At 53.7% G+C, this 25,287-nt stretch carries 24 protein-coding genes; 7 read left to right on the top strand and 17 right to left on the bottom strand.

Annotation, left to right across the window (positions count from 1 at the left end):
- Entirely contained in the window at window positions 1-1,008 is a 1,008-nt protein-coding gene (gene cmoB, locus QEN58_RS06825; RefSeq protein WP_280106375.1) for a tRNA 5-methoxyuridine(34)/uridine 5-oxyacetic acid(34) synthase CmoB, read from the top strand.
- 40 nt (window positions 1,009-1,048) lie between these two features.
- On the opposite strand, the gene QEN58_RS06820 is transcribed toward cmoB, so the two are convergent.
- The 8 genes from QEN58_RS06820 to QEN58_RS06785 form a co-directional block, all read right to left on the bottom strand.
- On the bottom strand, window positions 1,049-2,275 hold the full coding sequence (locus QEN58_RS06820; RefSeq protein WP_280106374.1) for a WD40 repeat domain-containing protein: 1,227 nt from the start codon (window positions 2,273-2,275) through the stop codon (window positions 1,049-1,051).
- Window positions 2,268-4,163, bottom strand: a complete 1,896-nt coding sequence (locus QEN58_RS06815; RefSeq protein WP_280106373.1) for an alpha/beta hydrolase — start codon at window positions 4,161-4,163, stop codon at window positions 2,268-2,270. Before QEN58_RS06815 ends, QEN58_RS06820 begins: the two co-directional genes overlap by 8 nt.
- Window positions 4,160-4,966, bottom strand: a complete 807-nt coding sequence (locus tag QEN58_RS06810; RefSeq protein WP_280106372.1) for a DUF4123 domain-containing protein — start codon at window positions 4,964-4,966, stop codon at window positions 4,160-4,162. The genes QEN58_RS06815 and QEN58_RS06810 overlap by 4 nt, the downstream gene beginning before the upstream one ends.
- Window positions 4,957-7,056: a type VI secretion system Vgr family protein gene (locus QEN58_RS06805; protein ID WP_280106371.1), complete on the bottom strand. Its 2,100-nt coding sequence runs from the start codon at window positions 7,054-7,056 to the stop codon at window positions 4,957-4,959. Before QEN58_RS06805 ends, QEN58_RS06810 begins: the two co-directional genes overlap by 10 nt.
- 206 nt (window positions 7,057-7,262) lie before the next feature.
- Window positions 7,263-7,937 (bottom strand): zinc metallopeptidase, encoded by a 675-nt coding sequence (locus tag QEN58_RS06800; RefSeq protein WP_064236477.1) that lies wholly within the window; start codon window positions 7,935-7,937, stop codon window positions 7,263-7,265.
- Between the two features lie 115 nt (window positions 7,938-8,052).
- A complete protein-coding gene (locus QEN58_RS06795) occupies window positions 8,053-9,171 on the bottom strand; it encodes an App1 family protein (RefSeq protein WP_280106370.1) in 1,119 nt (372 codons plus the stop codon).
- Window positions 9,171-9,734: a type 1 glutamine amidotransferase domain-containing protein gene (locus QEN58_RS06790; RefSeq protein ID WP_280106369.1), complete on the bottom strand. Its 564-nt coding sequence runs from the start codon at window positions 9,732-9,734 to the stop codon at window positions 9,171-9,173. Before QEN58_RS06790 ends, QEN58_RS06795 begins: the two co-directional genes overlap by 1 nt.
- Before the next feature lie 107 nt (window positions 9,735-9,841).
- Window positions 9,842-10,729 (bottom strand): substrate-binding domain-containing protein, encoded by an 888-nt coding sequence (locus QEN58_RS06785; protein ID WP_280106368.1) that lies wholly within the window; start codon window positions 10,727-10,729, stop codon window positions 9,842-9,844.
- Window positions 10,730-10,900: 171 nt separating this feature from the next.
- Here QEN58_RS06785 and QEN58_RS06780 point away from each other — a divergent pair, with 171 nt between their 5' ends.
- Genes QEN58_RS06780 through QEN58_RS06770 form a run of 3 tightly spaced genes read left to right on the top strand, consistent with a single transcriptional unit; the run spans window position 10,901 to window position 13,187 of the window.
- The gene (locus QEN58_RS06780; RefSeq protein WP_280106367.1) at window positions 10,901-11,605 is read left to right on the top strand and encodes an ABC transporter permease; all 705 of its coding nucleotides are present in this window, start codon (window positions 10,901-10,903) and stop codon (window positions 11,603-11,605) included.
- Window positions 11,602-12,333: an ATP-binding cassette domain-containing protein gene (locus QEN58_RS06775; RefSeq protein WP_280106366.1), complete on the top strand. Its 732-nt coding sequence runs from the start codon at window positions 11,602-11,604 to the stop codon at window positions 12,331-12,333. Before QEN58_RS06780 ends, QEN58_RS06775 begins: the two co-directional genes overlap by 4 nt.
- A 44-nt stretch (window positions 12,334-12,377) precedes the next feature.
- Window positions 12,378-13,187, top strand: a complete 810-nt coding sequence (locus tag QEN58_RS06770) for an ABC transporter substrate-binding protein (protein ID WP_280106365.1) — start codon at window positions 12,378-12,380, stop codon at window positions 13,185-13,187.
- Between the two features lie 82 nt (window positions 13,188-13,269).
- Here the strand turns inward: QEN58_RS06770 and cysN are convergent, their stop codons facing one another.
- The 6 genes from cysN to QEN58_RS06740 all read right to left on the bottom strand — a co-directional run bounded on the left by cysN (window position 13,270) and on the right by QEN58_RS06740 (window position 18,536).
- Entirely contained in the window at window positions 13,270-14,712 is a 1,443-nt protein-coding gene (gene cysN / locus QEN58_RS06765) for a sulfate adenylyltransferase subunit CysN (protein WP_280106364.1), read from the bottom strand.
- Window positions 14,712-15,710, bottom strand: a complete 999-nt coding sequence (gene cysD / locus QEN58_RS06760) for a sulfate adenylyltransferase subunit CysD (protein WP_425270308.1) — start codon at window positions 15,708-15,710, stop codon at window positions 14,712-14,714. Before cysD ends, cysN begins: the two co-directional genes overlap by 1 nt.
- A gap of 176 nt (window positions 15,711-15,886) precedes the next feature.
- Window positions 15,887-16,651: a phosphodiesterase gene (locus tag QEN58_RS06755; RefSeq protein ID WP_280106363.1), complete on the bottom strand. Its 765-nt coding sequence runs from the start codon at window positions 16,649-16,651 to the stop codon at window positions 15,887-15,889.
- Window positions 16,651-17,097, bottom strand: coding sequence for a DUF1249 domain-containing protein (locus QEN58_RS06750; RefSeq protein WP_035566543.1), 447 nt, complete (start codon window positions 17,095-17,097; stop codon window positions 16,651-16,653). The genes QEN58_RS06755 and QEN58_RS06750 overlap by 1 nt, the downstream gene beginning before the upstream one ends.
- A gap of 2 nt (window positions 17,098-17,099) precedes the next feature.
- Window positions 17,100-17,804 carry an NUDIX domain-containing protein gene (locus QEN58_RS06745; RefSeq protein ID WP_280106362.1) on the bottom strand — a complete coding sequence of 235 codons (705 nt, stop codon included), beginning with the start codon at window positions 17,802-17,804 and terminating at the stop codon, window positions 17,100-17,102.
- A gap of 72 nt (window positions 17,805-17,876) precedes the next feature.
- Entirely contained in the window at window positions 17,877-18,536 is a 660-nt protein-coding gene (locus tag QEN58_RS06740; RefSeq protein ID WP_280106361.1) for a tetratricopeptide repeat protein, read from the bottom strand.
- A gap of 172 nt (window positions 18,537-18,708) precedes the next feature.
- On the opposite strand from QEN58_RS06740, the gene greB reads away from it, so the two are divergent.
- Window positions 18,709-19,239: a transcription elongation factor GreB gene (greB, locus tag QEN58_RS06735; RefSeq protein WP_083570937.1), complete on the top strand. Its 531-nt coding sequence runs from the start codon at window positions 18,709-18,711 to the stop codon at window positions 19,237-19,239.
- 51 nt (window positions 19,240-19,290) lie between these two features.
- Here greB and QEN58_RS06730 read toward each other — a convergent pair whose 3' ends face one another.
- The 3 genes from QEN58_RS06730 to QEN58_RS06720 form a co-directional block, all read right to left on the bottom strand.
- Window positions 19,291-20,019, bottom strand: a complete 729-nt coding sequence (locus QEN58_RS06730) for an SIMPL domain-containing protein (protein ID WP_280106360.1) — start codon at window positions 20,017-20,019, stop codon at window positions 19,291-19,293.
- Window positions 20,020-20,165: 146 nt separating this feature from the next.
- A complete protein-coding gene (locus QEN58_RS06725) occupies window positions 20,166-21,185 on the bottom strand; it encodes a methyltransferase (RefSeq protein WP_280106359.1) in 1,020 nt (339 codons plus the stop codon).
- Window positions 21,182-22,021, bottom strand: a complete 840-nt coding sequence (locus tag QEN58_RS06720) for a methyltransferase domain-containing protein (protein ID WP_280106358.1) — start codon at window positions 22,019-22,021, stop codon at window positions 21,182-21,184. Before QEN58_RS06720 ends, QEN58_RS06725 begins: the two co-directional genes overlap by 4 nt.
- A gap of 287 nt (window positions 22,022-22,308) precedes the next feature.
- Here QEN58_RS06720 and QEN58_RS06715 point away from each other — a divergent pair, with 287 nt between their 5' ends.
- Both QEN58_RS06715 and QEN58_RS06710 read left to right on the top strand, forming a co-directional pair.
- Complete coding sequence (locus QEN58_RS06715; protein ID WP_280106357.1) at window positions 22,309-24,048, top strand: HD domain-containing phosphohydrolase; 1,740 nt, start codon at window positions 22,309-22,311, stop codon at window positions 24,046-24,048.
- A 144-nt stretch (window positions 24,049-24,192) separates the two neighbouring features.
- The gene (locus QEN58_RS06710; RefSeq protein ID WP_280106356.1) at window positions 24,193-25,209 is read left to right on the top strand and encodes a LacI family DNA-binding transcriptional regulator; all 1,017 of its coding nucleotides are present in this window, start codon (window positions 24,193-24,195) and stop codon (window positions 25,207-25,209) included.
- Window positions 25,210-25,287: the final 78 nt, after the last annotated feature.

Here is a 25,287-nt window from a genome sequence, read left to right as displayed (position 1 = left end):
GTGCCACTACCCGACGACCACCGCGCCCTCTATCAAGCATTTCTGGATCAAGCAGTTCTTGACTCATCGCTCACCGCTTGGCTGGCGAAGCTTCCCGAGCAATTAGCCCATGGGCTTGACCGTAACCGCCACGGTGACCTATCCGCTTGGGAAAAAGCCGTCGCCAAATTGCCCGCGCTGCCCGCAGAGCGACGCGTGAACTTAAACAGCGACACCGTCACGGTTGATCTCGACCTTAGCGATAGCCAGCAGCGCCAGTGTTTTAACCTGCTAAGAAAGCTCGCCCCCTGGCGTAAAGGTCCTTTTCAACTGGGCGGCATTCATATTGACACCGAATGGCGCTCGGACTGGAAATGGCAGAGAGTGGCGCCACACCTAGCGCCGCTAAAATATCGTAAGGTGCTCGACGTGGGCGGTGGTAGTGGTTATCACGCTTGGCGAATGGCCGGAGCGGGGGCTGCTTTTGTGCTGGTGATCGACCCTTCGCCGCGCTTCTACTGGCAGTTTCAGGCGGTACGCCACTTCGTCGGCAATGCCGATGGCGGTAGAACACAGTTTTTACCGGTGGGTATAGAAGATGTACCGGAGAATCTCGGCTTTTTCGATACGGTTTTCTCCATGGGCGTGCTCTACCATCGCCCTGCCCCCCTTGAGCATCTTCAGCAGCTAAAAGCAGCGTTAGCGCCAGGTGGCGAGCTGGTGCTGGAAACGCTGGTAGTCGAAGGCGACGAACAGACCGTATTTGTGCCCGGCGAACGTTACGCCGCGATGCCCAACGTCTACTTCCTGCCTTCTTCCAAAGCGCTATGCCACTGGCTAGAACGCTGCGGTTTTACCAACGTGCGCGTGGTGGATGAAGCTGTAACCACACTTGACGAGCAGCGCTCAACCGAGTGGATGACCTACCAATCGCTAGCCGATTTTCTTGACCCCGAAGATCGCACGCGCACTATCGAAGGCTACTCCGCACCTCGGCGGGCGGTGATATTGGCGAATAAGCCGGGGTAACGAGTTTTCGTAAAAAGTTGTTTACCTTCTAACTGGAACCTCAACGCCCCACCCACTCCTTGGCTAGCGTGCGCTCTTCAGGGTCATAACGGTACACGGTGATGCCGCCATCGAAGGCATGCCCGGTGACCAGCAGGTTAGCGTCCGGGGCTGAATCGATGCTTAAATTGCGGGAGTAGTTATTGACCGAAGGAAAAGGATCAGTGCCCAGATCAAGGTACGCCTGAGGCCAGGGGTTGCCAGCTTCGAACAGTGCTGCATAGGTGCGACTCATGTCCTCGCCTTCGTATTGGGCATGGCCAATACGTAAAAACTCTTCGCTACCATTGATAAAAGCCAAGGCGATTGTTGTAGGAGTAGCCAAGGAGCGGATACTTCCCCATTTGTCCGGCTTGGTAGACTCTGGTACGGGGATCAGCTCACTTTTATCCCTATATTGGTTCTCAGGTAAGCCCTCTGGTAGATCTTGGAGAAAAACACCATGATCATAATCCGCTAGACGCATGCGATTTTCTGGCGAATTCGTGTCCCAGAAAAGTCCAATACCATTCTCGTCGCCACTAACCACCCAATCCCCGTCAGGGCTGATGGTGGCATAGGTTTTCGAAGAGTTACCCGGCAGTTTAGCCACGGGTTCCAAGGTATCAATATCCCATAACGTCACCCCGCCATAGCTGGAGGAAAAACGAAACTCGCCTTCTTCTCTCACCGGCGGGGAGTCTGTAAGCTCTCCCCCTGGGCTTCCCGAGCCACCGGAGACAAAAAAGTCGCCGCCCATCGACAAATTCAAGACTTGCCCGGTGCCGGTAAAGCTGGGACTGTGGCTATCGAGTAACACGGGACGTAAAGCATCGCCATGCCCATGATAAATGTTCCAGGTTTTGTTGCTGGAAAGGTAATGTTGCCTATCGACGGACATTACATGCCCGTAAGTGGGGAAGTGCTCAAATTCCTCAACCACATCTCCATTGACGCGCTGTACATAAACCACATCATCTTGATCCTGCCAGAGAAAAACGTCGCCTTCGGGAATAAAGTAAGCACTATAAAGGTTCGCATTATCGGCCAGTTGCTCCTTTTGCTGATCTTCTATATCCCACAGCACCAAAGCCCCATCTTCGTGGGCAGAGATCACATAGCGACCATCGCTGGACATGCTTAGCGAGGTAGCTGGCTCAAGCCCAGTGAGTGCCCGTACTCCGTAATAGGCCAAGGCTAATACGGTGCCAACAACGAGTATCAAAGCAGCAAATTTTTGCTTATTCATAGCGACCAAAGCGTGATGTCTCCTTTATCCGATCAACGATCCCTTCCTGATAGCTCTTCCCAAACACCTCATCGCTAGGGACTTTCATTCCCGAGTGGTCAAAGAGCCATAGTGTCTGGTCAACAAAATCAAAAACCTTTCTATCAAGCCTATTTCGAATAAAATCTTTTTCGGTTCTCACCTCACCAAACCCAATACTTCCAAGCGCTGGACGAGGGCTTTTTCCTGCGCGCCAGTTTCTGCCTACTAGCCACTGCAGGGTATCGATATACGCAGCTGCTCGCTCTTCGCTCACCACGGCGTGGTGGGCTAGCGGTGCTAACAGGTCATAAGTGGGTAGCGGGTTGGCACTAGCAAGTGCCTCTCGCGCTTCCTCAATCGCCAGCGCTCTGAATTCCTGCCAAGCACGTGCGGCGCGTTCTCTGCCATAAGGGTCAGGGCCGACCGGTATGGGCTGAGGCACAGGAGGACTCACCGTATCGGCTGGTGCCTTATTGCTGTAGTACCGGATGAAGGGGGTCGACAGGCCGGCGGGGAATGTCCACCACTTTTTGCCGTAAGCACCTCCAAATGAGCCGATTAGCTCATCCAACATATCATCGGCACTGAATAACTCGTGTGCCCACACTGCTGCGGGACTGATGATTTCAGCTACCTGTTGCCAGAAGGAAGGGCTGTCCTGCGGTGGCGGACCGAGAATGCCATCTTCCTCGGAGTGCAACACCACCACTTTTTTCACCGCTTTGTGTGCGTCGGGGAAAACACCCATGCCCAGCGGGTGGCTGTCCTGCGAGGCATCGTTGACTAGCGCGTTATCGGCAACCGCTGGTTCCCATAAATAAATATTGTCGATCCATTGATGGCGCTCTTGCTCTCCGAGGATATTGAGGGCCGTCAGTACCACGCGTGCGCCCAGCGAGTGGCTAATGATATTGATAGCGATGCCCGCGTCGTTAAGCTGCTCCAACAAGGCAACCAAACGCCGTCCTGCCGCCATAGCATTGAGTTCAGCCTGGAAAAAATCGACGCTCCCGGTATCGCCCAACCACGCGATCCCAACCATACGGGTATAGGGTCGCCAATCCTCCTCATTCATTCCAGCAGCAAGATTGAGCCGATGCTCCATGTGAACGAACCAGTTATACGCTCCACTGCCGTTACAATACGCATCACGGTACTCGTCCGATCCATTTTCTGTCGGCGTATGATATAAATTGCTTGCTACATATCCTCTATTAACAGGCACTTGGATATCGACCTTGTCGATATCTTGAAGAATTGTGGCACTACTTGCCATATGGGCAGTGGTTAATAAGGGTTCAGCACTGATATCGGTGCGCTTATCCCAAGAAGCAAAAACGCCATGCTGGCCTAGCGGGACATTGTAGCCATGCAAAAACAGCGTGGCGTTGTTGCCCGCCAAACGCAGCTGTTCCAGTTGCTCATCACTCAGTAAATCGGCCTCAGTCGACGTTACTTCGTCACGCAGATTGAGGCTGATCGGCGGGGGCAGATAGGTCGCCTGGATTGTCGTTTCATCCATGGCTACATCGATTTCAGGCGGCGCTGCCGCCGCTCGACACGGATCCAGCGGCTCATCATCAACGGCTACTAGGTGCTGTCCATGAGTATTTACTAATTGCCAAGCGACCTTTCCTGGCGCCACGCCTTCGTGACGGCTAATGCCTTCGGCATCAATGATCGCGCTGTAAGTCTTACCCGCAGAATCGACCAACCTAACCATCGTGCCTTCGGGCAAATAGCGGCCCAATGTATCGCTATGCACGATCAATACGATAACCCCCACGCTGCAGTGGGCAGGTACGCTGACGCCGGTATCGCTTGTTCGGCTGGGCTGTAATGGCGGTTGTGATAATGTTTCGGTCATCTGTCGTCACCATCAGTGTCTACTAAAGGGGCTTGCTCGCTGGTCAACATCTTTAACTCACCCAGCAACGCTTGCCAGGAGCCGCCATAGGACGACAGTTGCTGCATATGGCGTGACGAAAGCGGCTCAGGGTAGTCTGATGCAGCAAGAATCTGGCACCCTTCCCAACGCGCATATTCCGTCGTGAGGGGTAGCGCTTTCATTTGCTGTAACCATTGCTGCGCTTGTGATAATGCAACGCCATGATCACTGGCCAACTGCTGGCAAAACGTTTGCTCACGCTTGCGCTGAAATGCCTGCTCATGGTCAGCCGTCAATTTGAACTTGCCCGGCGGCTCATCATCAGGGGCTGGTGATTCGAGCTGCCATGCTTCACCGTTGGCCACGCCATTCATTACGTTGATAGGCCCCAGCAATGCGTGCGTTTCGCCCTCGGTCAAACCACTGACTAGACCGACATATATCCGCGAATCGGCATAACGAAACAAGGCGGGAGGGCCCGTTTGGCGTTCGACATGGGTGAGTTGCCGGTAATGCTTGGCAACTTCTGAAAGCGTTGCACGTGTGTGCAGTGCGATAGCGGCTCCCTGCTGCACCCAACGTGCAGCGGCAACATGGGCACTGCCATTTGAAGGGCTGAACAGAATCGGGCCTTGTTGCGCATAACGTGCGTAGGCCGTTTGCAGATACAACCGTTCATAGACAGGGCTTTCATCTATAGCAAATAGCTGTTGCGACAGCTGCGGATAAAGGGCCAAGTCGATCAAATAAAAGACCGACATTGGGGGTGTTCTTAGCGACATGGGCACTGATCTCCCAAGGCACAGCGATCAACATTATCGTTATTGCCGTCCTTCAGCCGTTGGCATATTTCTACCACGGCAGCGCCTTGCATCGCTGCTGTCAGTAGTTGGTCTTGCTGTAAAGGATCAATTCGTTCGTGCCGCTCAGTGGCAACATGGCCAGGTAATAAGGCACCTATTACCGATTGCCCACTACCGGTGCCGGGGCTCCCCCCAGAGTTGATCTTGACCTGGGCGCCTACAATCGTAATGCCGCTAGGGTCGAGTTTTATAAAGCTGCCCCCGGCTTTGAGGGTGATCTCTGCCCCGGCATCAATGACGGTTTTGGCGCCGGATTTTTGATGAATTTCTCGTCCTGCTTCCATCAGCTGCGCCTGACCAACTTTCTCGTGGCGCGTGCCGTTCACGATGAGGTAGTCGTCGCCGTCTACCTGCGTGTGGCGGTTGCTGTGCACCGTATGGTGGTTATCGTTATCAATCTCGCTGATGCGGTCGTTGTGCACCTTGAGGTGGCTGTCGTTGCGAATCTCTTCGGTGCGGTCGTTAAGCGTTAACAGCTCCAGGTCTTTCTGGGCGTGGAGCCAAATCTGTTCTTCGCCTGCTTCGTCTTCGAAGCGCAGTTCGTTGAAGCCTTCAGCCTTGTGGCTTTGGGTGCGCAGCACCGTGCGGGTTTTGTGTTCCGGCAGCGGATAAGGTGCGGTATTCACCGCGTGGTAGGTACGCCCGGTGATCAGTGGCTGATCCGGGTCGCCTTCTAAAAAAGAAATAATCACTTCATGGCCAATACGCGGAATGGCGATACTGCCGTAGCCACCGCCTGCCCAGCCTTGGGCGACGCGTACCCAGCAGCTCGCCGTGTCATTTGGCTCTGCGTAGCGGTCCCAGGGGAACTGGACTTTGACTCGGCCGTGTTCGTCGCAGTGAATCTCTTCGCCTTCGGGGCCCACCACAAAGGCCACTTGGGGGCCATCGACGCGGGGTTTGGGATTCGGCGTTGCTCGCCAGGGGGCATCACCGGGGATCAGCGTGACCTGGTTGTGGTAGCGGGTCATGCCGTCCACGTCGCCCTGCGTCATCCCGTCTTCTTCCAGCGCCTGGGGCTGTTCGCCGAAGTGGCTTACTTCAATGGCCTGCCAGTCGCGGTTGAGGCTTTCGGTGTCGTGGTCGGTCAGCGTGAAGCGCAGGCCAGGGGCGAATTCGGGCAGGTCACTTTCGGCGTTGGCGGTGAGCGCTTCACGGCGTAGCTGTTCTAAACGGATGCGGGTAAAGGGCTTGCCAGAGGCATCCTGCTTATAGCGGCCGGGGTAGTCGTAGTGCTCGTAGTCAGCGTTTTGGCCGTGTTGCTCAACATCACGGCCCAGGTGTTCATGCAGCTGCGCATACGCTGGATTTTTAAAGCTGTAATCCTTCAGCGTGGCGGAAGCGGCGGCGACTCTAGCGGTGTGGCTGAGTTTGCGTACATGGCGCATGGGGGCGGTGCCTCCCGCCCGGCTGTGGTAGGAGCGTTCGCCAACGCTTACCAGCACTTGGGGATCGTCGGCGAAGATCAGCCGGTGGGCGCCGCCGTCACGCGCTTCAAATTCATGGAAGTAGAAGAGACCTTCTTCGGCGGCCAGGCGTTCGATAAAGGCGAGGTCGGTTTCGCGATACTGAACGCAATACTCCCGCTGCTCCGGCTCGCGGGTGACCGCAAAGGACACGTCGGTAATGCCGCGTTCATCGCAGAGGGTATTAATGATGGTGAGCGGGTCGGCTTTTTGGAAAATACGCGAGTTCTGGCGCAGCGAGAGCCGCCATAGCGCGGGGCGCAGCACCAGGGAGTAGAAGGTGCGGCGGTGTCCTCGGTCACCCCGGCCAAATTCGCTAACGATACCGTGTACTCGACGCAGCGGTTCGCCGTCCTGCCAGATGGTCAGGGTGGCTTCGCGATCCAGCAGTTCAGCAGCATCAAGACTGCCGTCCCGGCTCGCCAGGTTCAGCACCAGCTCAAAGGGCTGGGAGAGCGCCTCGCGATGGGTGAAATCGATCACCGCGATATCATCAATACCGGGGAGCATTAGGGTAAATTGTAAGCCAGTGCCGCCTGCCATCAAACTGCCCCTTGGATCGTCAAACACTAATAAAAAAAGATTAGGTTAGCGATACCAGTTAGCAGAACAACCCATTAACGGCACGAAACGTCAATGTCTTACAACATTTTAAGCAATATCTTACAAATGAGCAGTTAAGCAGGTACGAGACAAATATTCTAGGTGCGTTTGGCTAGGTAAAACGAGGGCAGGCATGTCCATTTATTTCAGCGCCGCAAAATCACCAGCCAGCGGCCTAGGTTCATCACGCTGGCGAGTGAGGCGGCCACGTAGGTAAAAGCGCAGGCGGTGAGTACGTGCCGGGCGCCAGGCATATCGTAGGGGGGCACATACTCTTTCAATAGCGGCAGCGCGCGGTTGAAACTAGCATCGAACTCTACCGGCAAAGTCACTAAATGAACCAATGCCGCGGTGCCAAAGCTAATCACTGCCATGGCAATCACTATCGCTAGGCCACCTGGCAAGCGCGTCAATAGAAAGAGAAAAGGCGCAGCCATCATCAGCAGGGCGCCGAGTTTTTCGGCTTTTTGGGCGACGCCTACTAATCGGCTTCGGGCCAGTAGCGGCGCGTAACCCTGATGATGCTGAATAGCGTGCCCTACTTCATGGGCAGCCACCGTGACGGCCGTTAGCGAACGGCCATCGTAATTATCCGGAGAAAGTCGCACACAGCGCGTTTCAGGATCGTAATGGTCACCGAACTCGGTGCGCTCAACGCTCGCGCCCTCAATGCCCAATCGACGCAACAAGTGATCGGCTAGTTCTGCCCCTGTGCCCGGATAATCGTCACGGCCGCGGGTATGCCGCTTAAGCACCCACTTGGCCCAAACGTTGGGAAGCACAAATACCGCCAGCGCAAAAATGATCAGCAAAACAACCATGGCAGCCCCTATCTACATAAAACCGCCAGTAAGCGATCAGCGGCAAACGACCTTCTTGTCAGCTTAGCTTTTTACCATGGGGGCTGATTTGGCAACAGCGTTATGCGGGATTCGGTTAATCAGGATTGTTGCGATGCTCCTCAACATCGCGCTGTACTGCCGCTAAGCCGTGAGCAGAGATATCACCCAGGGCGTGGGCGTGTTCGGCAATCAGTACGCTATCGGCGGCAAGCACCAACTCACACTGGGTGCCCAGCAACTCATCACGCAGGCGCTGAATCGCCTCTTCGCGTTTGGGGTCTTTGTCTACACGGCGAATATAAATAGCTTTAATTCGGTCAGGGTACGCTTTAACTATCTCGATATACACTTCAGGGTCGTGCTGACCACTGTCGCCAATTAATATGCACGGCATGCCGTCATACAGGGTAAGCATGCGGTCAATCAAATCACGTTTATGCTCTTCCGCGCGGCGTGGCCACGGACGGCGCCAAGAGATGCCCCACTCACGTAAGAAAATGATGGGGCCTACGGGAATGCGATTGATCTGAAAAAAGGTTTCGAGCATTTCGTAAATGGCCCACGGCCCCCGCGAGACATACAAAATGGGCCGTTCAGCGCGTTCACTAACGCCACGATGAAGCGCCTGATAAAGGGATGCAACGCCAGGAAAAGCCGTGCGGCGATGGGGCTTTTTAACAAACAGGCGGTAAAGCATTTTGAGCTTCTCCGCCACCCCGGTAAACATCACGGTGTCGTCGATATCACTGATGACCAGTAAGTCAGCCTCCGGTGGCGGCACATATACCTCGACGTGAGTACGTACCGGCTTTTGGCCCACGCAATGCACCAAAATATCAGCGCGGTGCCAGGAGACATCTATCGGTAGGGTGTGGCTGATCGGCAAATGCACATCGAAATAGCCGTCTCGATCCGTGCCGACGCAGAGCTGATTTTCACCGATGTGAATTTCTACCTGCGCCTCGGCCAGCCCCCGGCGTAAAACGCGTCGGGCAACGTCTGCGGTATCGCGCAGCATGCCATGGCGAGGAATTGCCCGGCCTAGAGCGGCCTGGCGAAACACCCGGCCCATGACAAATACTTCATGCTGGGAGCCATAGCCGCGGTAGGGATGAACCACCATCCCACCGCGGCCACTGTCTCCTTTGATGGGTTTGGCAATTACGTGGACAAGCCTTTTGACGAAGCTTGCCCACTGGCGCAATACGCTCATCAAGCGTGTTGACCGGAGTGACGCCCTTCTTGCAGCTCTTCAAGCAACTTGGCGTTAAAGGCATCCAAGTCTTTCGGCGTGCGGCTGGTGACGAGTCCGCTGTCCACAACCACCGGCTCATCAACCCACTCCACGCCTGCATTGCGTAAATCTTGTGCGACACTGGGTACCGACGTCATACGACGGCCTTCGACCACGCCTGCATTAATTAAAATCCATGGCGCGTGACAGATAGCCGCGACAGGCTTACCGGCCTGGAAAAAACCCTTCACGAAACTCAACGCATCGTCGTTGGTGCGCAGTTCGTCGGGGTTGAACAAACCACCTGGCAATACCAAGGCGTGGTAATCAGACTCACTGACATCGGCAAGGGCTTTATCAGCTTCATAGGTATCGCCCCAGTCGGTTTCTGCCCAGGCGCGAATTCCTTTACCGTCGGGGGTGACCAAGTGAACCTCAACACCCTCTTTCTGTAAGGCGGCCCGCGGCACGCTCAGCTCAGACTCTTCAAAACCATCTGCGGCTAGAATAGCGACGCGTTTACCGTTTAGTCCTTGTTTCATCATGCTCTCCTTTTCGTGATGATAGGCGTTAATAACGCCTCACTAGTGTGGCGCATATTGAATCAGGGTCAAGCCCTCCTGCTGATGACGCCTTATCGAATAGAGCACTAGGCGTTATGCACAATTCTGCCTGTCTCGGCGAGATTGTAACCACCCAACTGTGTTGCTCGCTCGGCAAAACGCGCTTGATGCACAAACGCCAGAAGCCGCTGTACTGAAGGCTCGAAATAGCTGCGCCGCTGCATAATTAAATCAAACGGCTCCTCGCACAGTGGAATAAAGCCCAGTTGCTGGCGATGGGCGGCGGCTTCCACGCCCAAACCTACATCCGCTTCGCTCTGACCAATGCTGAGAGCCAAGTCATCTTCACTTAAGGAAGCGTGTGGCGCCCAGTTAAGCGTCGAGCTCTCTATTCCCACTTGCTGTAGTAAACAGCCCAGCAGCCTTGCTGCCCCCGCGTCGGGTTGGCGATGCGCTACGCGGACATCGGCTCGTTTCAAATCACCCAGCCCGGTAATTCTCAGCGGGTTGTCGACCGGCAATAGCAGCCCCTGGCGGCGCTTTGCCCAGTGCACTATCAACAGATCACGCATGCCGCTTAAACCGAGTGCGCCGGGTTCGTTGTAGCGCTGAGTGGTGGCATCCAGCAGATGAATACCCGCCAGCATTGCCTTGCCGTCGAGCAACCGCCGAACACCGTCGCCACTGCCTTGGCACAGCATCGCCAAATCAGAGCCGCTTTCCCGAATGGCCCACTCAAGCAGCGGATCCTGACTACCCGCGACCACTAGCGGCACTGATAAACGCTGCGCCTGATCACCTTCCAAGTGGTTCAGCACCCATAGGTCTATTTGCTGGCGGGGAAACAACAGCTTTCCCGTTACCCGGCTACAGGGGATCTGGCCTTGGCGCACCAAGTCATACACCTTGCGCTCTTTTAGGCGCAAATAGTCGGCGACCTCTGCAGTGGTCAGGTAAGCATATCGTTCAGACATTAACAGAAACCTCACTGCATAAATACAAACAGCAATTTTCGTAGTTTAACTGCATATAACTGCACCTATTCCAGCACAGAGTGCATTAAGTCACTTTTCGATACATCATGCCAATTCTCCTACAGCCGTTTTCCCCACAACAGTTCACATACAAAATGATACCAACGCTCAATGCTGACCAGTGACAACGCCTTTAGTACCGCTCTTACCCTGATCCTGAGTATGGATAGCGCGCTAATCGACATCGTGATGCTTTCATTAAAGGTGTCGCTTATGGCGGTGATGATTGCCAGCCTGATAGCCCTGCCCTTAGGTGCCGCTCTGGCGCTATGGCGCTTTCCTGGACGTAACGTCGTCATTGTCGCCCTTAATGCGCTCATGGGCTTGCCGCCAGTGGTCGCAGGGCTTTGCGTCTACCTGCTGCTTTCACGCGCAGGCCCACTCGGCGAATGGGGGCTGCTGTTTACCCCCACGGCCATGGTGATCGCTCAAGTGATTTTGGTGCTACCGATCATCGCCGCCCTTACCCGCCAGCAGGTGGAGGCGCTTCACGGTGAGTATGCCGAGCAGTTGAACTCACTAGGACTAACCCGCCTACGCATGATCCCCACCTTGCTTTGGGATGCGCGCTTCGGGCTGTTAACAGTGATCCTGGCGGGCTTTGGTCGCGCTAGCGCCGAGGTGGGCGCGGTAATGATTGTGGGTGGCAATATCGATGGCGTCACCCGGGTGATGACCACCAGCATTGTGCTGGAAACCAGCAAGGGCAACCTCCCCATGGCGCTGGGCTTAGGGATCATTCTGCTTGCCCTGGTCACCATGATTAATGCGATTGCCCACATGATCGGCGAAACGGCGAAAAGGCGGTTGGGATGAACGCTCATCACACTCCCCCCGTCGCTACTCATGAGCTCGACAACGTGAGCTTTATCCATCGCGGTCATACGCTGCTTAAGCCGACGTCGCTGCGCCTAGCAGGCTGCCAGCGTACGCTAATTATGGGCCCTAATGGTGCGGGCAAAAGCCTGCTAATGCGCTTGGCCCATGGCCTGTTAACGCCGACTACCGGCTCAGTTCGCTGGCAAGGTACCCAGCCTGCGCAAGCCATGGTTTTCCAGCGCCCCGTGCTGCTGCGTCGCTCAGCGCTGGATAACCTGACCTATGTGTTAGCGATCAACAAAGCGGCACGACCCGAACTTAAAGCATTACCCCGAAAAGCTCAGGCGATGAGTGCCCTTGAGAAGTTTGGTTTAGCGCACCTCGCCAAGCGGCCTGCGCGGGTGCTTTCCGGCGGTGAGCAGCAGCGCTTAGCGCTGGCGCGAGCATGGCTGCTCAACCCCCAAGTACTGTTTTTAGATGAGCCTACCTCGGCGCTCGACCCCGCCGCGATAAACGCCGTTGAAGATGCCGTACTGGAATTTCATCACAGCGGTACACGTATCGTTATGACCACTCACGACTTGCACCAAGCGCGCCGCTTAGCCAATGACGTCGTTTTTTTGCATAACGGTGAATTACTTGAACACACCCCTGTTAGCGACTTTTTTAGCGCTCCCACCTCACGCGAGGCGGGGGCGTTTATTCGAGGCGAACTGGTTTGGTAACACTGAATTAGCCGTGGAATTAACTATCATCAAGGAGCACTACCATGAATAAGACTACCGCGATTATCACTGCAGGAGCGCTAGGGCTAACCTTCAGCGGTACGCTGATGGCAGCCGATGACTACATTACGCTGGCCTCAACCACCTCTACCGAAAACTCAGGCTTGTTTGACGCTATCCTCCCCGCATTCACCGAAGAGACGGGGATTGATGTGCACGTAGTCGCCGTAGGCACCGGCCAGGCGTTCGAAATTGGCCGCCGTGGCGATGCGGATAGCTTGCTGGTTCACGATACTGTGGGGGAAGAAAAATTTGTGGCCGAGGGCTATGCCACTGAACGCCTGAATGTAATGTACAACGATTTTGTGATCGTTGGACCCAGCGACGACCCTGCGGGCATCAGCGATAGCGAAACTGTTATCGATGCCATGCAACGTATTGCCGAGAGTGAATCCCCCTTCGCCTCACGCGGGGACGATAGCGGCACGAACCGCGCCGAGCTGCGTTTATGGGAAGATGCTGGGGTCACGCCACAGGGTGAGTGGTATCGCGAGCTAGGCAGTGGCATGGGGCCCACGCTAAACACCGCCGCGGGTATGGATGCCTACGCAATGACCGATCGCGCAACTTGGGTCGCTTTTGACAATCCGCAAAACCTTACCTTGCTGTTTGAAGGCGATGAAGCGCTATTCAACCAGTATGGCAGCCTACTGCTATCGGCAGAGCGTCATCCTCACTTGAAGCACGACCTCGCCGCCCAGTGGCACGAGTGGCTGGTTTCTGAACAGGGCCAGCAAGCGATTGCGGATTTTGAGGTCGATGGTCAGCAGCTGTTTTTCCCTAACGCTGAGTGATATTTCAACTCATCCAAAAAAAACGGCACGCCTTCAAGGCGTGCCGTTGTGCTTTGTGCTGCGGTGCGTGCGCCCAAGCTTTTTAGCGGTTGAATAAACCACTTATATCTTTCGCTTCCCAGTGAGGAAAGTGCTTACGCACTAGGGCATTTAGATCGCGCTCGAAGGCAGCCCAATCGGTGGTACTTGAAACACTATCTGGAGCGCTTGCAGTGCCGCGGATCATACCGGCGCCTACAGTCACGTTGGTCAACCGATCAATGATGATAAAGCTGCCTGTGCCCGGGCTAGTGCGGTAATTATCCACCGGTATAGCGGCGGTCAGCTCTACGTCGCAGCGGGCTATCGCATTTAGACCCAGCGAGTGAGTAGCATGCTTCTCCAGGGTATTGACGTCGATTTGGTAATCGATCGCACTGACCTGACCGGAAAGATCGCGGGTCGCCAATTTGAAATCGTAGAGCTTACCTGGCGTTAACGCCTCTTCCTGCATCCAGACAATATCAGCTTTAAAGGTGTTGGATAGCGGCAGTTCGCTATCCGCTGCCACCAGCCAGTCGCCCCGGGAGATATCGATTTCATCTTCCAGGGTGACGGTAATTGCCTGGCCTGGATAAGCCGCCGCAAGGTCTCCATCAAAAGTAACAACCCGTGCAACCCGCGAGGTTTTACCCGAGGGAAGTGCCTTAACGGCTTGCCCAGGGCGTAATACACCCGCGGCTAAGGTGCCGCAATAACCGCGGAAGTCCAGGTTCGGACGATTGACGTACTGAACCGGCAAACGCAGATCGCTAAGGTTCTGGTCGCGTGTGATCTCGACACTTTCCAGCAGTTCAATCAACGTTTGCCCCTGATAGCCGTCGCTAAAGTACCAGGGTGTTTGTTCGCTGCGATTGACCACGTTGTCGCCATTCAGGGCCGACATCGGTACAAAGCGAATATCCGGCGCTTGCAGGTTAGTGGCAAAGGCGCGGTACTCATCGACGATCTCGTTAAAGCGCTGCTCGGAAAAGTCCACCAGATCCATCTTATTAACCGCAATCACTAGGTGCTGAATACCCAGCAGGTCGGCAATAAAGCTATGGCGGCGGGTCTGGGTCTGCACGCCGTAGCGGGCATCGATTAGGATAATCGCCAAACTTGCGGTTGAAGCGCCCGTGGCCATATTGCGGGTGTACTGCTCATGCCCAGGCGTATCGGCGATAATAAACTTGCGCTTATCGGTAGAGAAAAAGCGGTACGCCACATCTATGGTAATGCCCTGCTCACGCTCTGACTGCAGCCCATCAACCAATAGCGCCAGATCAACGGTATCACCGGTAGTACCACTGGTTTTAGAAGCCTGAGTGATCGCCGCCAGTTGATCTTCAAAGATCATTTTCGAGTCGTGAAGCAGACGGCCAATCAGCGTCGATTTGCCGTCGTCGACGCTGCCGCAGGTAATAAAACGCAGCAGGTCTTTGTTTTCGTGCTCGTGCAGGTACTGCTCGATATTATCGGCGATTAAAGTAGATTGGTGAGACATCAGAAGTACCCCTCGCGCTTTTTCTTCTCCATGGAACCCACCTGATCGCGATCGATGGCGCGGCCACTGCGTTCACTGGTTCGGGTCAGCAGCATCTCTTGAATAATTTCCGGAAGCGTCGCGGCTTCGGACTCCACCGCGCCGGTTAGCGGGTAGCAGCCAAGCGTTCGAAACCGTACCGACTTCATTTCCGGCACTTCGCCAGGTGCTAATGGCATGCGGTCGTCATCGACCATAACTTGCATACCGTCGCGCTCGACGATGGGCCGCTTGGCCGAGTAGTAGAGCGGCACGATGGGAATCGACTCTAAGTAGATGTACTGCCAGATATCCAGCTCGGTCCAGTTAGAAAGCGGGAAAACGCGGATCGATTCGCCTTTATTGACCTTGGCGTTATACACGTTCCACAGTTCAGGGCGCTGGTTTTTAGGATCCCAGCGGTGATACTTATCGCGGAACGAGTAGACGCGCTCTTTAGCACGCGACGCTTCTTCATCACGACGAGCTCCACCAAAGGCGGCATCAAACCCGTACTTATCCAGCGCCTGCTTGAGCGCCTGGGTTTTCATGATATCGGTGTATTTGGCGCTGCCGTGATCGAACGGGTTGATATTGGCAGCCCGCCCCTCTTCATTGGTGTGCACAATCAGTTCCATACCCGCCTCTTCGGCCATGCGGTTACGGAACTCAATCATTTCGCGAAACTTCCACGTGGTGTCCACGTGCATCAGCGGGAATGGCGGTGTACCGGGGTAAAAAGCTTTGCGCGCCAAGTGCAGCATTACCGACGAGTCTTTACCGATGGAGTACATCATCACCGGGTTGGCGAACTCGGCGGCGACTTCACGAATAATATGGATAGACTCGGCTTCTAATTGCTTGAGGTGGGTCAAGCGCGCGGCATCAGGGGCATTGATAGCCTCCCCCTGCGTCGCTGAAGATGAAGAACGCGTCTCTGGCGACCGCTCTTTTGACGACAATGTAGACAATTGGGTCATGGCCCCTTACCTCACAAGAACAAGCTCGTCACACAAGCTAAAATCAGCGTACGTTATAAATAATTGTACGTTCGAATGTGAGTAGGGTAACGCCGAGCCGGTAATAACCCAAAAGAATTAATAACTATCTTTTTATTCCTAAAAAACCTATCTAGAAATAAGAGAGCAATAAACGTCTAGTCAATGCGCTCTATCCAACTCTGCCACTCGCTTCCCTGGGCATCGCTATACGCCAAATCGATAACCCGATAGCCAGGGCGGGAAGCTTCATCAATGGCAAACTGCTCGGCACCGGGCAGAAACTGATCGGCCATCGCCGGGCAGCCATAAACATCTATAGTCGCATCACCTATGCCTCTACCTGCGCCTAACATATGATGCTCGGCGTAGGCTTGGTGCGCGTGACCAAATAGGATGATCTTAACCTGCGGGTGTTTACTTAACAGTTGCCAAAATGCGTCGCGATCTTGTAGGCCAATAGCATCCATCCACACCGCACCCACGTTAACCGGTGGATGGTGCATGGCAATCAGCGTGGGGCGATCATCGTTCTCTAACTGTTCAGCAAGCTTAGCTAGCCGTTCGCTTCCCAGTTCGCCGCGGGGCTTGCCCTCCACCTGGGTATTGAGCAGCAGTATGCGCCACGAATCCAAGTCCACTTGATCGACCATCGGACGCTCGGCAGCCATGAACTCGGGTTGATCGTGATTGCCCGGCAGCCAGTACCAGGGGCAAGGCAACTGCTCCAGCGCCTGCACTGCCAAGGCGTAGGAAGCAGCCGATTCATCCTGGCTAATATCACCGGTAAACAGCACGATATCGGGCTTTTCGGCGACAACAGCACTCAACACCTGCTGAAACTGTCGCCAGGGTATTCCCGCACGGGAACGAGCTTCGATATCCGCATAGAGATGGGCATCGGTAATTTGAACCACACGCATTAGGGTGTCTCCGGCACGTCAACGCTGTGGCCGTGGGCAAGGCCATGAGCCAGCCACTCGCCTAAGAAGCGGTTGAGCTGAAGTTTCTCATCCGGCTGATGCATACGGGCATTAGGATAGCGGTAGCGGCCACTAAAGTGACGCTCGCGCTGAAAGTCAGTCACTTCCGCCATGCGTACATCGTGATAGAGGTGTACGCGCATACGCGGCCCTTCCATGACGGTATCTAACGGGCCAGTTTGAGAAACATTCACCATGGTGGTGTAAGGCGCCTGCTCTTGAATATACAGATGCAGATCGCCGAAATGCTGTTTATCGCCGCGCAGGGCAATATCACGACGCTGGCCGGCCTCCATATCGCCCACCAGGCGCACCAAACGTAAATAGTTGGCGCTGCACTCCCCTTGGAGCGATTTTAAATCGGTGACATAGGCCGTTCTCGCCATGTTCACTCCTCGTCGGTTTCGCTTTGCGTCAACGCGCGCTGAGAGGCAGCACGCAGTGAGGCTCGCTGGCTATTAAGCCAATGTAGACCAATTAAACACATGGCGTTGTCGAGTCGCCCTTGCTCTAAGAGTTCCCAAGCGTTCGCAAAAGGCATGACGTGAACACGAATATCTTCATGCTCTTCATCTAAGCCATGAATCCCGCCTAATCCATGGGTATCTACCAAACCACAAAATAGTGTGACTTGCTCGTTGCAGGCGCCTGGACTGGGATAATAAGTGTGAAGTTTGGTTAATTGGGCCACTTTACAACCGGCCTCCTCCCATGCCTCACGACGCGCCACATTTTCCAGCGATTCATCTTTTTCGACCAAACCGGCCACGAGTTCGAGCTTCCAGGGAGAGATGGCATCATCAATGGCGCCGGCACGAAACTGCTCAATAAGCACCAGTGAGTCTCGCTCGGGGTCGTAGAGCAGCACACCCACAGCATCAAAGCGATTGTGCACTTCTCGACGCATGGGTTCGCTACACCCACCTTCAAATAGCCGGTGGCGAAGCTCTAAGGCTTCCAGGCGGAAAAAACCCTGGTGTAGCGTCTCCCGCTTAATCAGCTCAACATCGTCGCGCTTAAAGTCTGGAACGCTAAGAACCGTGTTTTTGAAAGGAGGATTCTGAACAGAATCGTGCTTGGAGTTGGACGCCATGGGGCACTCCCGGTGGTGATAATCGATCTATTATCATTGCTTGCCACCGGGAATGCCAATTCAGAGGGTGGATTACAGCTGATTAAGCAACGCCTCGGCATCACGGCGAAGCGCTTCATCGGAGACTTGTCGGTTATCGCGAGCGGTGCCGTTAACCGCACGCTGGGCGTGCTCGCGAGCGGCCTGCTCGTTGCCCTCTTCTTTCAAAAAGGCAGCGTAGTAGTAGTTCACATCGATGCCGTCTGGACGGATCTCCAAGGCACGCTGGAACATGCGTTCAGCGGTATCGCTATCGCCAAAACCAATCAGTCCGCCGGGCACCCGGTCGTATAACGCACCGAGGGTTACATAGGCGGAACCGTTCAGCCCTTGAGGATCTATGGCCACAGCCTCCTCTAACGCATCGCGCGCATCTTCCGCCGTGCCCAATGCGCCTAAGCCGCCACGCTCGCGGGCATAGGATGCCAAAATGATGCCCTCCCAGACAAGAACGTCAGCTTGGGTGCTGTACTGCTCGGCCAACTGCTCCGCTTCACCTGCCAACGCCTTTAACGTCCGCTCCCGCTCGTTGGCGGGGAGTTCCGTTACGGTATGCTCCCATCTGTTTTTAAGCGAGAAGACCTCGTCTTCAAACGCAGAAGCGGTTAGCGGAGACAGCATCAGGGCACTACCAATGGCGGCGGCGATTACTGAACGTGAAAAAGAGTTGCGTAAAAAAGAGTGCGTTCGCATACATGCTCCTAACATTATTGTTGTCCTGGTTAGACCCACCAATAGCGGGCCTCTCGATCAATATAGCAAAAAATGTAACAAACGTTTGAATGATTCGCCAATAGTATGTGCTTGGTATGCTTCGCGCAATTAACGTAAGGTAGGTAGCTCGAAACACAATGGGGAATAGGTAATGAAAGGCCGCAACATGACCCGCTGGCGCGATCCAGCCAAAGACCCGCGTCAAGCCCCTAAGAGCAACCTGATTACCCCAGAAGGGGCGGCTCGCTTGCGCGCTATTTTGGATCATCTGTCGCGGGTTAAACGTCCCGCTATTTCTGAGAAAGTCGGCGAAGCGGCAGCCCAGGGTGATCGCAGTGAAAATGCCGATTACACCTATAACAAGAAAGAGTTAAACCGCGTTATTGCCCGGATTACTTACCTGACGAAACGTTTGGACGAACTGCAAATCGTAGACCGCCTGCCAGCCGATACCAGCAAGGTGTTTTTCGGCGCCTACGTAAGTCTGGAAGATGAAAATGGCGCTCAAGTGCATCTCAGAATCGTTGGCCACGACGAAATTGACACTAAAAAGCGCTGGATCAGTATCGATGCGCCCATGGCCAAAGCACTGCTCAGCAAACAGGTGGGGGATGAAGCCAAAGTGCTGACGCCTAACGGTGATACGTTTTATACCATCACCGCCATTGATTACACTGGCTGACCCTTGCGCCATTAACGCTGCCTAGTCCTGTAAGGCCTGATCCTATAAAGGTTAGTCTTGTAAGGAATAGTCCACCGTGGTGACAACGCGAACACGTTTGGTTTGCGGCGTGTAGCTGTCCAAATCCTCAATGGAGAAGTAGCCCTGGGTCGCCTGACGAATCTGGCCCACTTGGCTACCGGAATCTTCGGCAAACTGCTGTGCGGCATTGCGCGCATCTGCAGTGGCCTCTGCGATCATTTCGGGTTTGATCGCATCAAGACCGGTAAATAAAAACTCCGTGCGGTATTCGTAGCTGGGAGAGAGCAACACGCCCTCTCGAACCAGTGAAGTCGCACTGGGGATTGCCTCGATTACACCCTCAACATCAGGAGAGCGCAGTAGCAGCGTCGCTTCGGCGCGGTAGCGCTCATCCGGGCGCTGTCCACCGTACTGATTGCTAAATTGGTCGGTAATCCTCGGCGGAGTAGAGCTAACATGCTCCGATGCAAACCCTTGCGCCTGCAGAAAATCGCGAATCGACTGCTCGTCGCTGGAAAGCTGCTGCTCAAGGTCACCCAAGCTATTAGCGCTGACACTGTAATTGAACGGCCACAGCACCAAATCCGCCGGCACTTCGCGCTCGGCTAAGCCGCGCACCGTAACGCTTCGTGACGACTGCTGCCATACCTCCGCGGCGCCCTTGATATAACTACCACTCCATACCAGCCCGAGTGCCAACAGCCCGCCCAGCAAAACGGCACTTCCCAGTATCGCTGTATTTCGAATGTTTCCCGCCATTGCCGCCACTCCTGCTCACTACCGTTAGATTAACGACTACTTATTTGCATCATAGCTCTTAACGATAGCCTTTAACGATAGACCTTAACGGTAAATTTGAGGACAGCTGAATGTGGCAAGTTTGAGGAAAAGCGCATGGATAAGGCCTAGGAGTGTGATTTAATCGCGCCGTAAACCTTGAAGCGGCGATTATCCGCCAGGGTCTGGAAGTCCTGAAACGCCCGCTGCAAGTGGTCTGGATAGGGCAAAAAGCCATTTGCCACCAGGATTAACCGCCCGTCCACATTGAGATGCTCCGGCGCTGCGCTGATTAAACGCTGACTGGGGCCATAGCTAATGTCGCGCTCTTTATGAAAAGGCGGATTGCTAACAATACAGTCAAAATGCTCGCCTTCAAGCGCGCTGTAAACATCACTGCAAAGCACCCGCCCCTCTAGTCCATTCGCCGCTAAGGTGCGCTTACACGCCTCTACCGCAAAGGCACTGACGTCCACGGCTGTCACATAGTGACCACGCTGAGCCAACCAGGCGCTAATGATGCCGTCGCCACAGCCCATATCCAGCACTTTGAGCGGTTTTTTCGGCAAGCTATTCTCAATGCTCTGCAACAGTAACAGCGTACCTTCATCGACTTTGCCGTGACCAAATACACCTGGGTGACTGACCAGCGTTAATCCGGCCGTCTCGAATTGCTGCCAAGCGCTATCGCTAGCCCCGTTCCCACTGGCTAGGTCTAACGCAACAGTCTGGGTGGCAAACAACGAGCAGCGCCGGGCGTTGTCGCGTTTGTCCCAAGGCATGCCCAGCTCTTCCAGCATCTTGGGTACGCGTTTAATTCCGCCTTGATGCTCACCGACAATTTCAATAGGTGTCCCTTCGGGTAGCTGCTCGCATAACCACTTGAGCCACCAAATACCTAACTGATGTGCCTTCGGCCAAAACAGCACAATCTCTTTACCGAATGGCTCGCCCGCCGCTAAGGCAAAAGGCGTTCGGGCCTGCTTGCCTTTCGCCTGCCATTCCCCTAGTACGTCAAAATCACCACTAATCACACCCGTCGTTTGCTCAATAAGCCAGCTATCGACTGGCGGGCCAACGACCCACAGTGCTGCATAGTTATCTTTTTGGCGCTCTAACAGCTGGCACGCTGGGGCTTGGGCACTCATTCAGGCGTCTCCGATTTAGTAAGGGTGTACAGCAGGTAGCGGCCAAGCCGCCAGTGGGGGTCATGGCGACAGTACTGTTTTTCCAACGCCAACAGCGTTTCAGCTTCTTCTGGCGTGGCAGGGGGTTGGCGCAAGTAATCTTGAAAGACGCGAATACCAGCGACTGCGTCTATCATTAAGCCGTTATCCGCACCCCACTGCTCAATCTCGGCGTGGCTAACGGGCGAAATAGGCGTCAATCGTTGGCGCTTGCCCTTCCCCGCTAAGCGGTCGCTCAACGCCTTCTCAAGATTGCCTTTGACCGCGTTAGAAAAGCGCAGAGCATCGCGATTAAACACCATCAAGCTAAGCTGGCCACCCGGTGCTAATAAATTACTCAAGGCAGCCAACGCCGCTTGCGGGTCACCTAACCATTCCAACACTGCATGGCAGGTAATGAGGGGCCACGGGCCAGGCGCATGCTGCGTTAACAGTTGCAGTGGCGTCTGCAGATACGTGATGGCCCCTTCCGGTAACGATTTAACGTCTCGGTGCCAGTTTTTTGCGTAGTTCAACATATCCGCTGAGGGCTCAGTCATCGATACGCAGTGCCCACGTTCAGCGAACCATGCCGCCTGCTGACCCAGGCCACCGCCCACATCCAGCACTCGCTGCCCCTCTAGGCTCAACATTTCAGGTAGCAGATAGTCGAGCATGGCTAGGCGCAGCTCCCCCCTCGGCGCCTGATAGAGCGAACGGGAAAACTTCTCTGCCAAGCCGTCGAAATAGCGATCGCCAGCCTGAGTCAATGCATAGCTGTTCGATTGAGAATTGATTGATTGAGGGTTTGAAGACATGCCGCGGGCATCGCTGTAAAAGAAAACGCGCAGTTTACCTGATTCTTGCTGCTCAACCGAATGACATTCCGGCTCACATCAAATATAAGCAAAAATTATCAAATAACTACAAATGACACCTAAAATAAATATAAATAGGTTTGCAAATTGACGCAAAATAATAGCTAATCTACCCAGGGTTAGGCGTCCTAACATGTCGGGAATAACCAATAAACTAAAAAATTCAACACAATACAGCCTAGTCAAACTCATATAAGCCATGACAATATAATAACGGTAGGTTTGATATGATTATCGATACAACCAACCAAAATACTACTGGGCAAATAATAAGATCTTTGCTAAAAAAAGAGCATACTATTTCCATTTTTTCAAAAGAAGCGGCCTATGCCATTGAGGCGAAAGCTATTAAAATGGAATTGGACAGCGGTAAAATAACGTTAGCTATACACTACACGGGTAGCTCGCTTTCTCCTTATTTACAAAACGATACTATTTGCTTTGACATAGAAGCCTCGCACCCTACGCCGGGTATAGAAGAAGAAATTTATAATATTGAACATGTGCCGGCACACGTCATTAAAATAGATACCTGCACTTACCATTTACATTGCCAACTCCCTAGCTCTATCTTTTCCACCGATAATCGAAGAGCTTTACGTGTGCCTTTTATCCTCGGCATGCATGCACGTGTGCATTTGGAAGTCTTTGCCAATGAACTGAACGTGGAAGGTAAAGTGCGCAACCTTTCAGTAGGCGGATGCATGGTGTATGTCAGACTGGAAGATAGCATGGCTTTTACCGTTAATCAGGTGCTGCCAGAGGTAACACTCGAGTTTCCAAACGGAGAAACGTTTAACACTCAAGGGCGTATTTGTCATATGCGGCCTTTTGGTAGCCACGACTATGCTGCTATCGGTATTGAATTTATTAATATGACAGCCACGATGACCGAGACACTTTTCCATTATGTATCGGAATCTGAGTTCGAAGCTGCCTTTCGCTCGGGTGTACAGGATAGTTCTTCACGAGCTAAATCACGGCTATTTATAGCAGATGCGAAAGAGAAGAAAATGCAGCAAAAAGAAGAGCGTGATCAAACTCAAAACAACCAACGATCCCCTCTGTTACGCGGTGCATTAGAAGTCGCCCACCAGCTACAAGTCATGTTAATGTTCGCCAAAAACAAAGACTTATTTCCAGAAGAAAGTCTCTACGAGTGTGTAGACAGCCTTCTTTACATGGTCAATCAAGATCGAAAGGGTCTTCAATATGCGCTGGCTTTTTTGCATGATGAACCCGAGTGGGTTCGCCATGCCATACAAGTGAGTAGCCAGCTAGCAATGATCCTGATCAGTCGAGACCCCTACGCGTCACAGACACGCGAAGCGGTGGCGGGTGCTCTATTGCACACTATGGGCAAACCACTGCTGATTAGCGAACAGCTGCCCTCACTTAAAATTCGCATGTCTCCATCGCAAGCCGAGCTACTTAAAGAGCATGTTGTTGCACTGAACAACAGATTAACCACACTGGGCTGGACTGCCAGCCCAGCTTGCCATGATATTATACTCAATGCCAACGAACGGCTTGATGGTAGCGGCTATCCAGAAGGAAAGCAGGCAGCAGAGTTGAGCGAACACGTTAGACTAATCAGCATTATTAAAATAATCAATAAATTAACCCATGAGCGAAATGGGCAACAACCGCGGCAACCTCTTGATGCTTACCGTTGGGTTAACGACTGCCCGACTATTTATGAAAAGTCGTTGCTCGTAGAGTATATTCAACACTTTGGCTTATACCCCATTGGTAGCTTAGCCAAATTCTCAAGCGGTTTTTTAGCATGGATAATGGATGTGGACGCAAAAGGAATGCCGTGTAAAGTTAATGTTATTAAAAACCTTTCCTTCAAGGATACGTCTATAGATACTGTTCTTGAAAATAGTGACTTTACTCAAATTGGACAGCTTGAGGGTACGGTAAACCCCACAGACTACAACATCCATATGGTAAATCACGCTTAACGTGAACCATGGTTTTTGGCCTCACAAAAGCCCAAAATCGAGCGGTTCTCATTCCGCTAATTACAATGTAGCGGAAGATGCTTTAACGAAAGCTACCTTAACGAACGACACTACTCATTTGAGTACACTACTTTTAAGCACTCTATGCCACCGACACCACGCCGTTCCACCATCCTTGAAGTAGCCCGACTCGCTGGAGCCTCTAAAACCAGCGTGTCACGCTATTTTGGCGCAGAGCGTGAGCGGCTCTCACCTTCACTTCAGACGCGTATCGCCCATGCGGCAGGCACCCTTGGCTACCAGCCAAATCAAATGGCACGTGGTCTAAAAGGTGGTCGCTCTAAGTTGCTAGGCATGCTGGTCGCCGATATCCGTAATCCATTTTCAGTGGCCATCACTCACGGTGTCGAGCAAGCGTGCCGCCAATACGGCTTCTCCCTGATCGTGTGCAATACCGACAATGACCCGGAACAGGAGCGCCAGCATTTAGATCTGCTTGGCGCCTATCAAGTAGAAGGTCTCGTGGTGAATGCGTCCGGTAACCCCGAACGCCAACTGCATAACTTTATCAGCCTGGGCACACCCATCGTGTTACTAGACCGCGAAGTCGACCATGTGGAGGCGGAAGTGGTCGGGCTCGATAATCACCAAGCGATTGATATGGCGCTCGAACACTTAGCTGATCAGGGTTACCAAGCCGTGCTATATGTCAGCGAAGCTCCAGAGCAGTCAAGCACGCGGCAGAAACGGTTATTGCGTTTTAGCCAAACGGCCGAGCAACATGGGCTGAATTACACAACGTCACTGCTCACTGACATGAATGGCGCTGCAACGCTTCAAGCACTAAGCGACTTTTTAACCACCCATCAACGGCACGCCTGCGCCGTCTTGTGTGGTAACGGAAATGCCACCCTAATCGTGACACGCCTGTTTCAGCAGTTGGGCTTACCTCTTGGAACGGTAGGCTTGATGGGGATTGACGAGCTCGATTGGTGCGCCTTAGTGCCTCCCGGCATCACTACGCTTGCTCAACCCACTGAAGCAATTGGCAAAACGGCTGTTCAATGCTTGATGCATCGTATTGAGCCCCACGCAGCATTAATGCCGAAAGAGCTGAGTTTTGCACCTACCCTGATTGAACGAGGTTCTACCCAACGCTAATTTTATATGGCAGTGCTAAAAAATTGTCGCAAAAATGGTATCGTTCCCATTGAATGATAATAAACAAACGAAGAGATT

Origin of the sequence: Halomonas alkaliantarctica, from assembly GCF_029854215.1 — a bacterium.
Taxonomy (GTDB): Bacteria; Pseudomonadota; Gammaproteobacteria; order Pseudomonadales; family Halomonadaceae; genus Vreelandella; species Vreelandella alkaliantarctica_A.
This window is presented reverse-complemented; position numbering and strand designations above follow the sequence as displayed.

Excerpts from the sequence above, each read along its gene's own strand:
- QEN58_RS06820 (WP_280106374.1), bottom strand. The coding sequence starts at position 2,275 with ATGAATAAGCAAAAATTTGCTGCTTTGATACTCGTTGTTGGCACCGTA.
- QEN58_RS06815 (WP_280106373.1), bottom strand. The coding sequence starts at position 4,163 with ATGACCGAAACATTATCACAACCGCCATTACAGCCCAGCCGAACAAGC.
- QEN58_RS06810 (WP_280106372.1), bottom strand. The coding sequence starts at position 4,966 with ATGTCGCTAAGAACACCCCCAATGTCGGTCTTTTATTTGATCGACTTG.
- QEN58_RS06805 (WP_280106371.1), bottom strand. The coding sequence starts at position 7,056 with ATGGCAGGCGGCACTGGCTTACAATTTACCCTAATGCTCCCCGGTATT.
- QEN58_RS06800 (WP_064236477.1), bottom strand. The coding sequence starts at position 7,937 with ATGGTTGTTTTGCTGATCATTTTTGCGCTGGCGGTATTTGTGCTTCCC.
- QEN58_RS06795 (WP_280106370.1), bottom strand. The coding sequence starts at position 9,171 with ATGAGCGTATTGCGCCAGTGGGCAAGCTTCGTCAAAAGGCTTGTCCAC.
- QEN58_RS06790 (WP_280106369.1), bottom strand. The coding sequence starts at position 9,734 with ATGAAACAAGGACTAAACGGTAAACGCGTCGCTATTCTAGCCGCAGAT.
- QEN58_RS06785 (WP_280106368.1), bottom strand. The coding sequence starts at position 10,729 with ATGTCTGAACGATATGCTTACCTGACCACTGCAGAGGTCGCCGACTAT.
- QEN58_RS06780 (WP_280106367.1), top strand. The coding sequence starts at position 10,901 with ATGCTGACCAGTGACAACGCCTTTAGTACCGCTCTTACCCTGATCCTG.
- QEN58_RS06775 (WP_280106366.1), top strand. The coding sequence starts at position 11,602 with ATGAACGCTCATCACACTCCCCCCGTCGCTACTCATGAGCTCGACAAC.
- QEN58_RS06770 (WP_280106365.1), top strand. The coding sequence starts at position 12,378 with ATGAATAAGACTACCGCGATTATCACTGCAGGAGCGCTAGGGCTAACC.
- cysN (WP_280106364.1), bottom strand. The coding sequence starts at position 14,712 with ATGTCTCACCAATCTACTTTAATCGCCGATAATATCGAGCAGTACCTG.
- cysD (WP_425270308.1), bottom strand. The coding sequence starts at position 15,710 with ATGACCCAATTGTCTACATTGTCGTCAAAAGAGCGGTCGCCAGAGACG.
- QEN58_RS06755 (WP_280106363.1), bottom strand. The coding sequence starts at position 16,651 with ATGCGTGTGGTTCAAATTACCGATGCCCATCTCTATGCGGATATCGAA.
- QEN58_RS06750 (WP_035566543.1), bottom strand. The coding sequence starts at position 17,097 with ATGGCGAGAACGGCCTATGTCACCGATTTAAAATCGCTCCAAGGGGAG.
- QEN58_RS06745 (WP_280106362.1), bottom strand. The coding sequence starts at position 17,804 with ATGGCGTCCAACTCCAAGCACGATTCTGTTCAGAATCCTCCTTTCAAA.
- QEN58_RS06740 (WP_280106361.1), bottom strand. The coding sequence starts at position 18,536 with ATGCGAACGCACTCTTTTTTACGCAACTCTTTTTCACGTTCAGTAATC.
- greB (WP_083570937.1), top strand. The coding sequence starts at position 18,709 with ATGAAAGGCCGCAACATGACCCGCTGGCGCGATCCAGCCAAAGACCCG.
- QEN58_RS06730 (WP_280106360.1), bottom strand. The coding sequence starts at position 20,019 with ATGGCGGGAAACATTCGAAATACAGCGATACTGGGAAGTGCCGTTTTG.
- QEN58_RS06725 (WP_280106359.1), bottom strand. The coding sequence starts at position 21,185 with ATGAGTGCCCAAGCCCCAGCGTGCCAGCTGTTAGAGCGCCAAAAAGAT.
- QEN58_RS06720 (WP_280106358.1), bottom strand. The coding sequence starts at position 22,021 with ATGTCTTCAAACCCTCAATCAATCAATTCTCAATCGAACAGCTATGCA.
- QEN58_RS06715 (WP_280106357.1), top strand. The coding sequence starts at position 22,309 with ATGATTATCGATACAACCAACCAAAATACTACTGGGCAAATAATAAGA.
- QEN58_RS06710 (WP_280106356.1), top strand. The coding sequence starts at position 24,193 with ATGCCACCGACACCACGCCGTTCCACCATCCTTGAAGTAGCCCGACTC.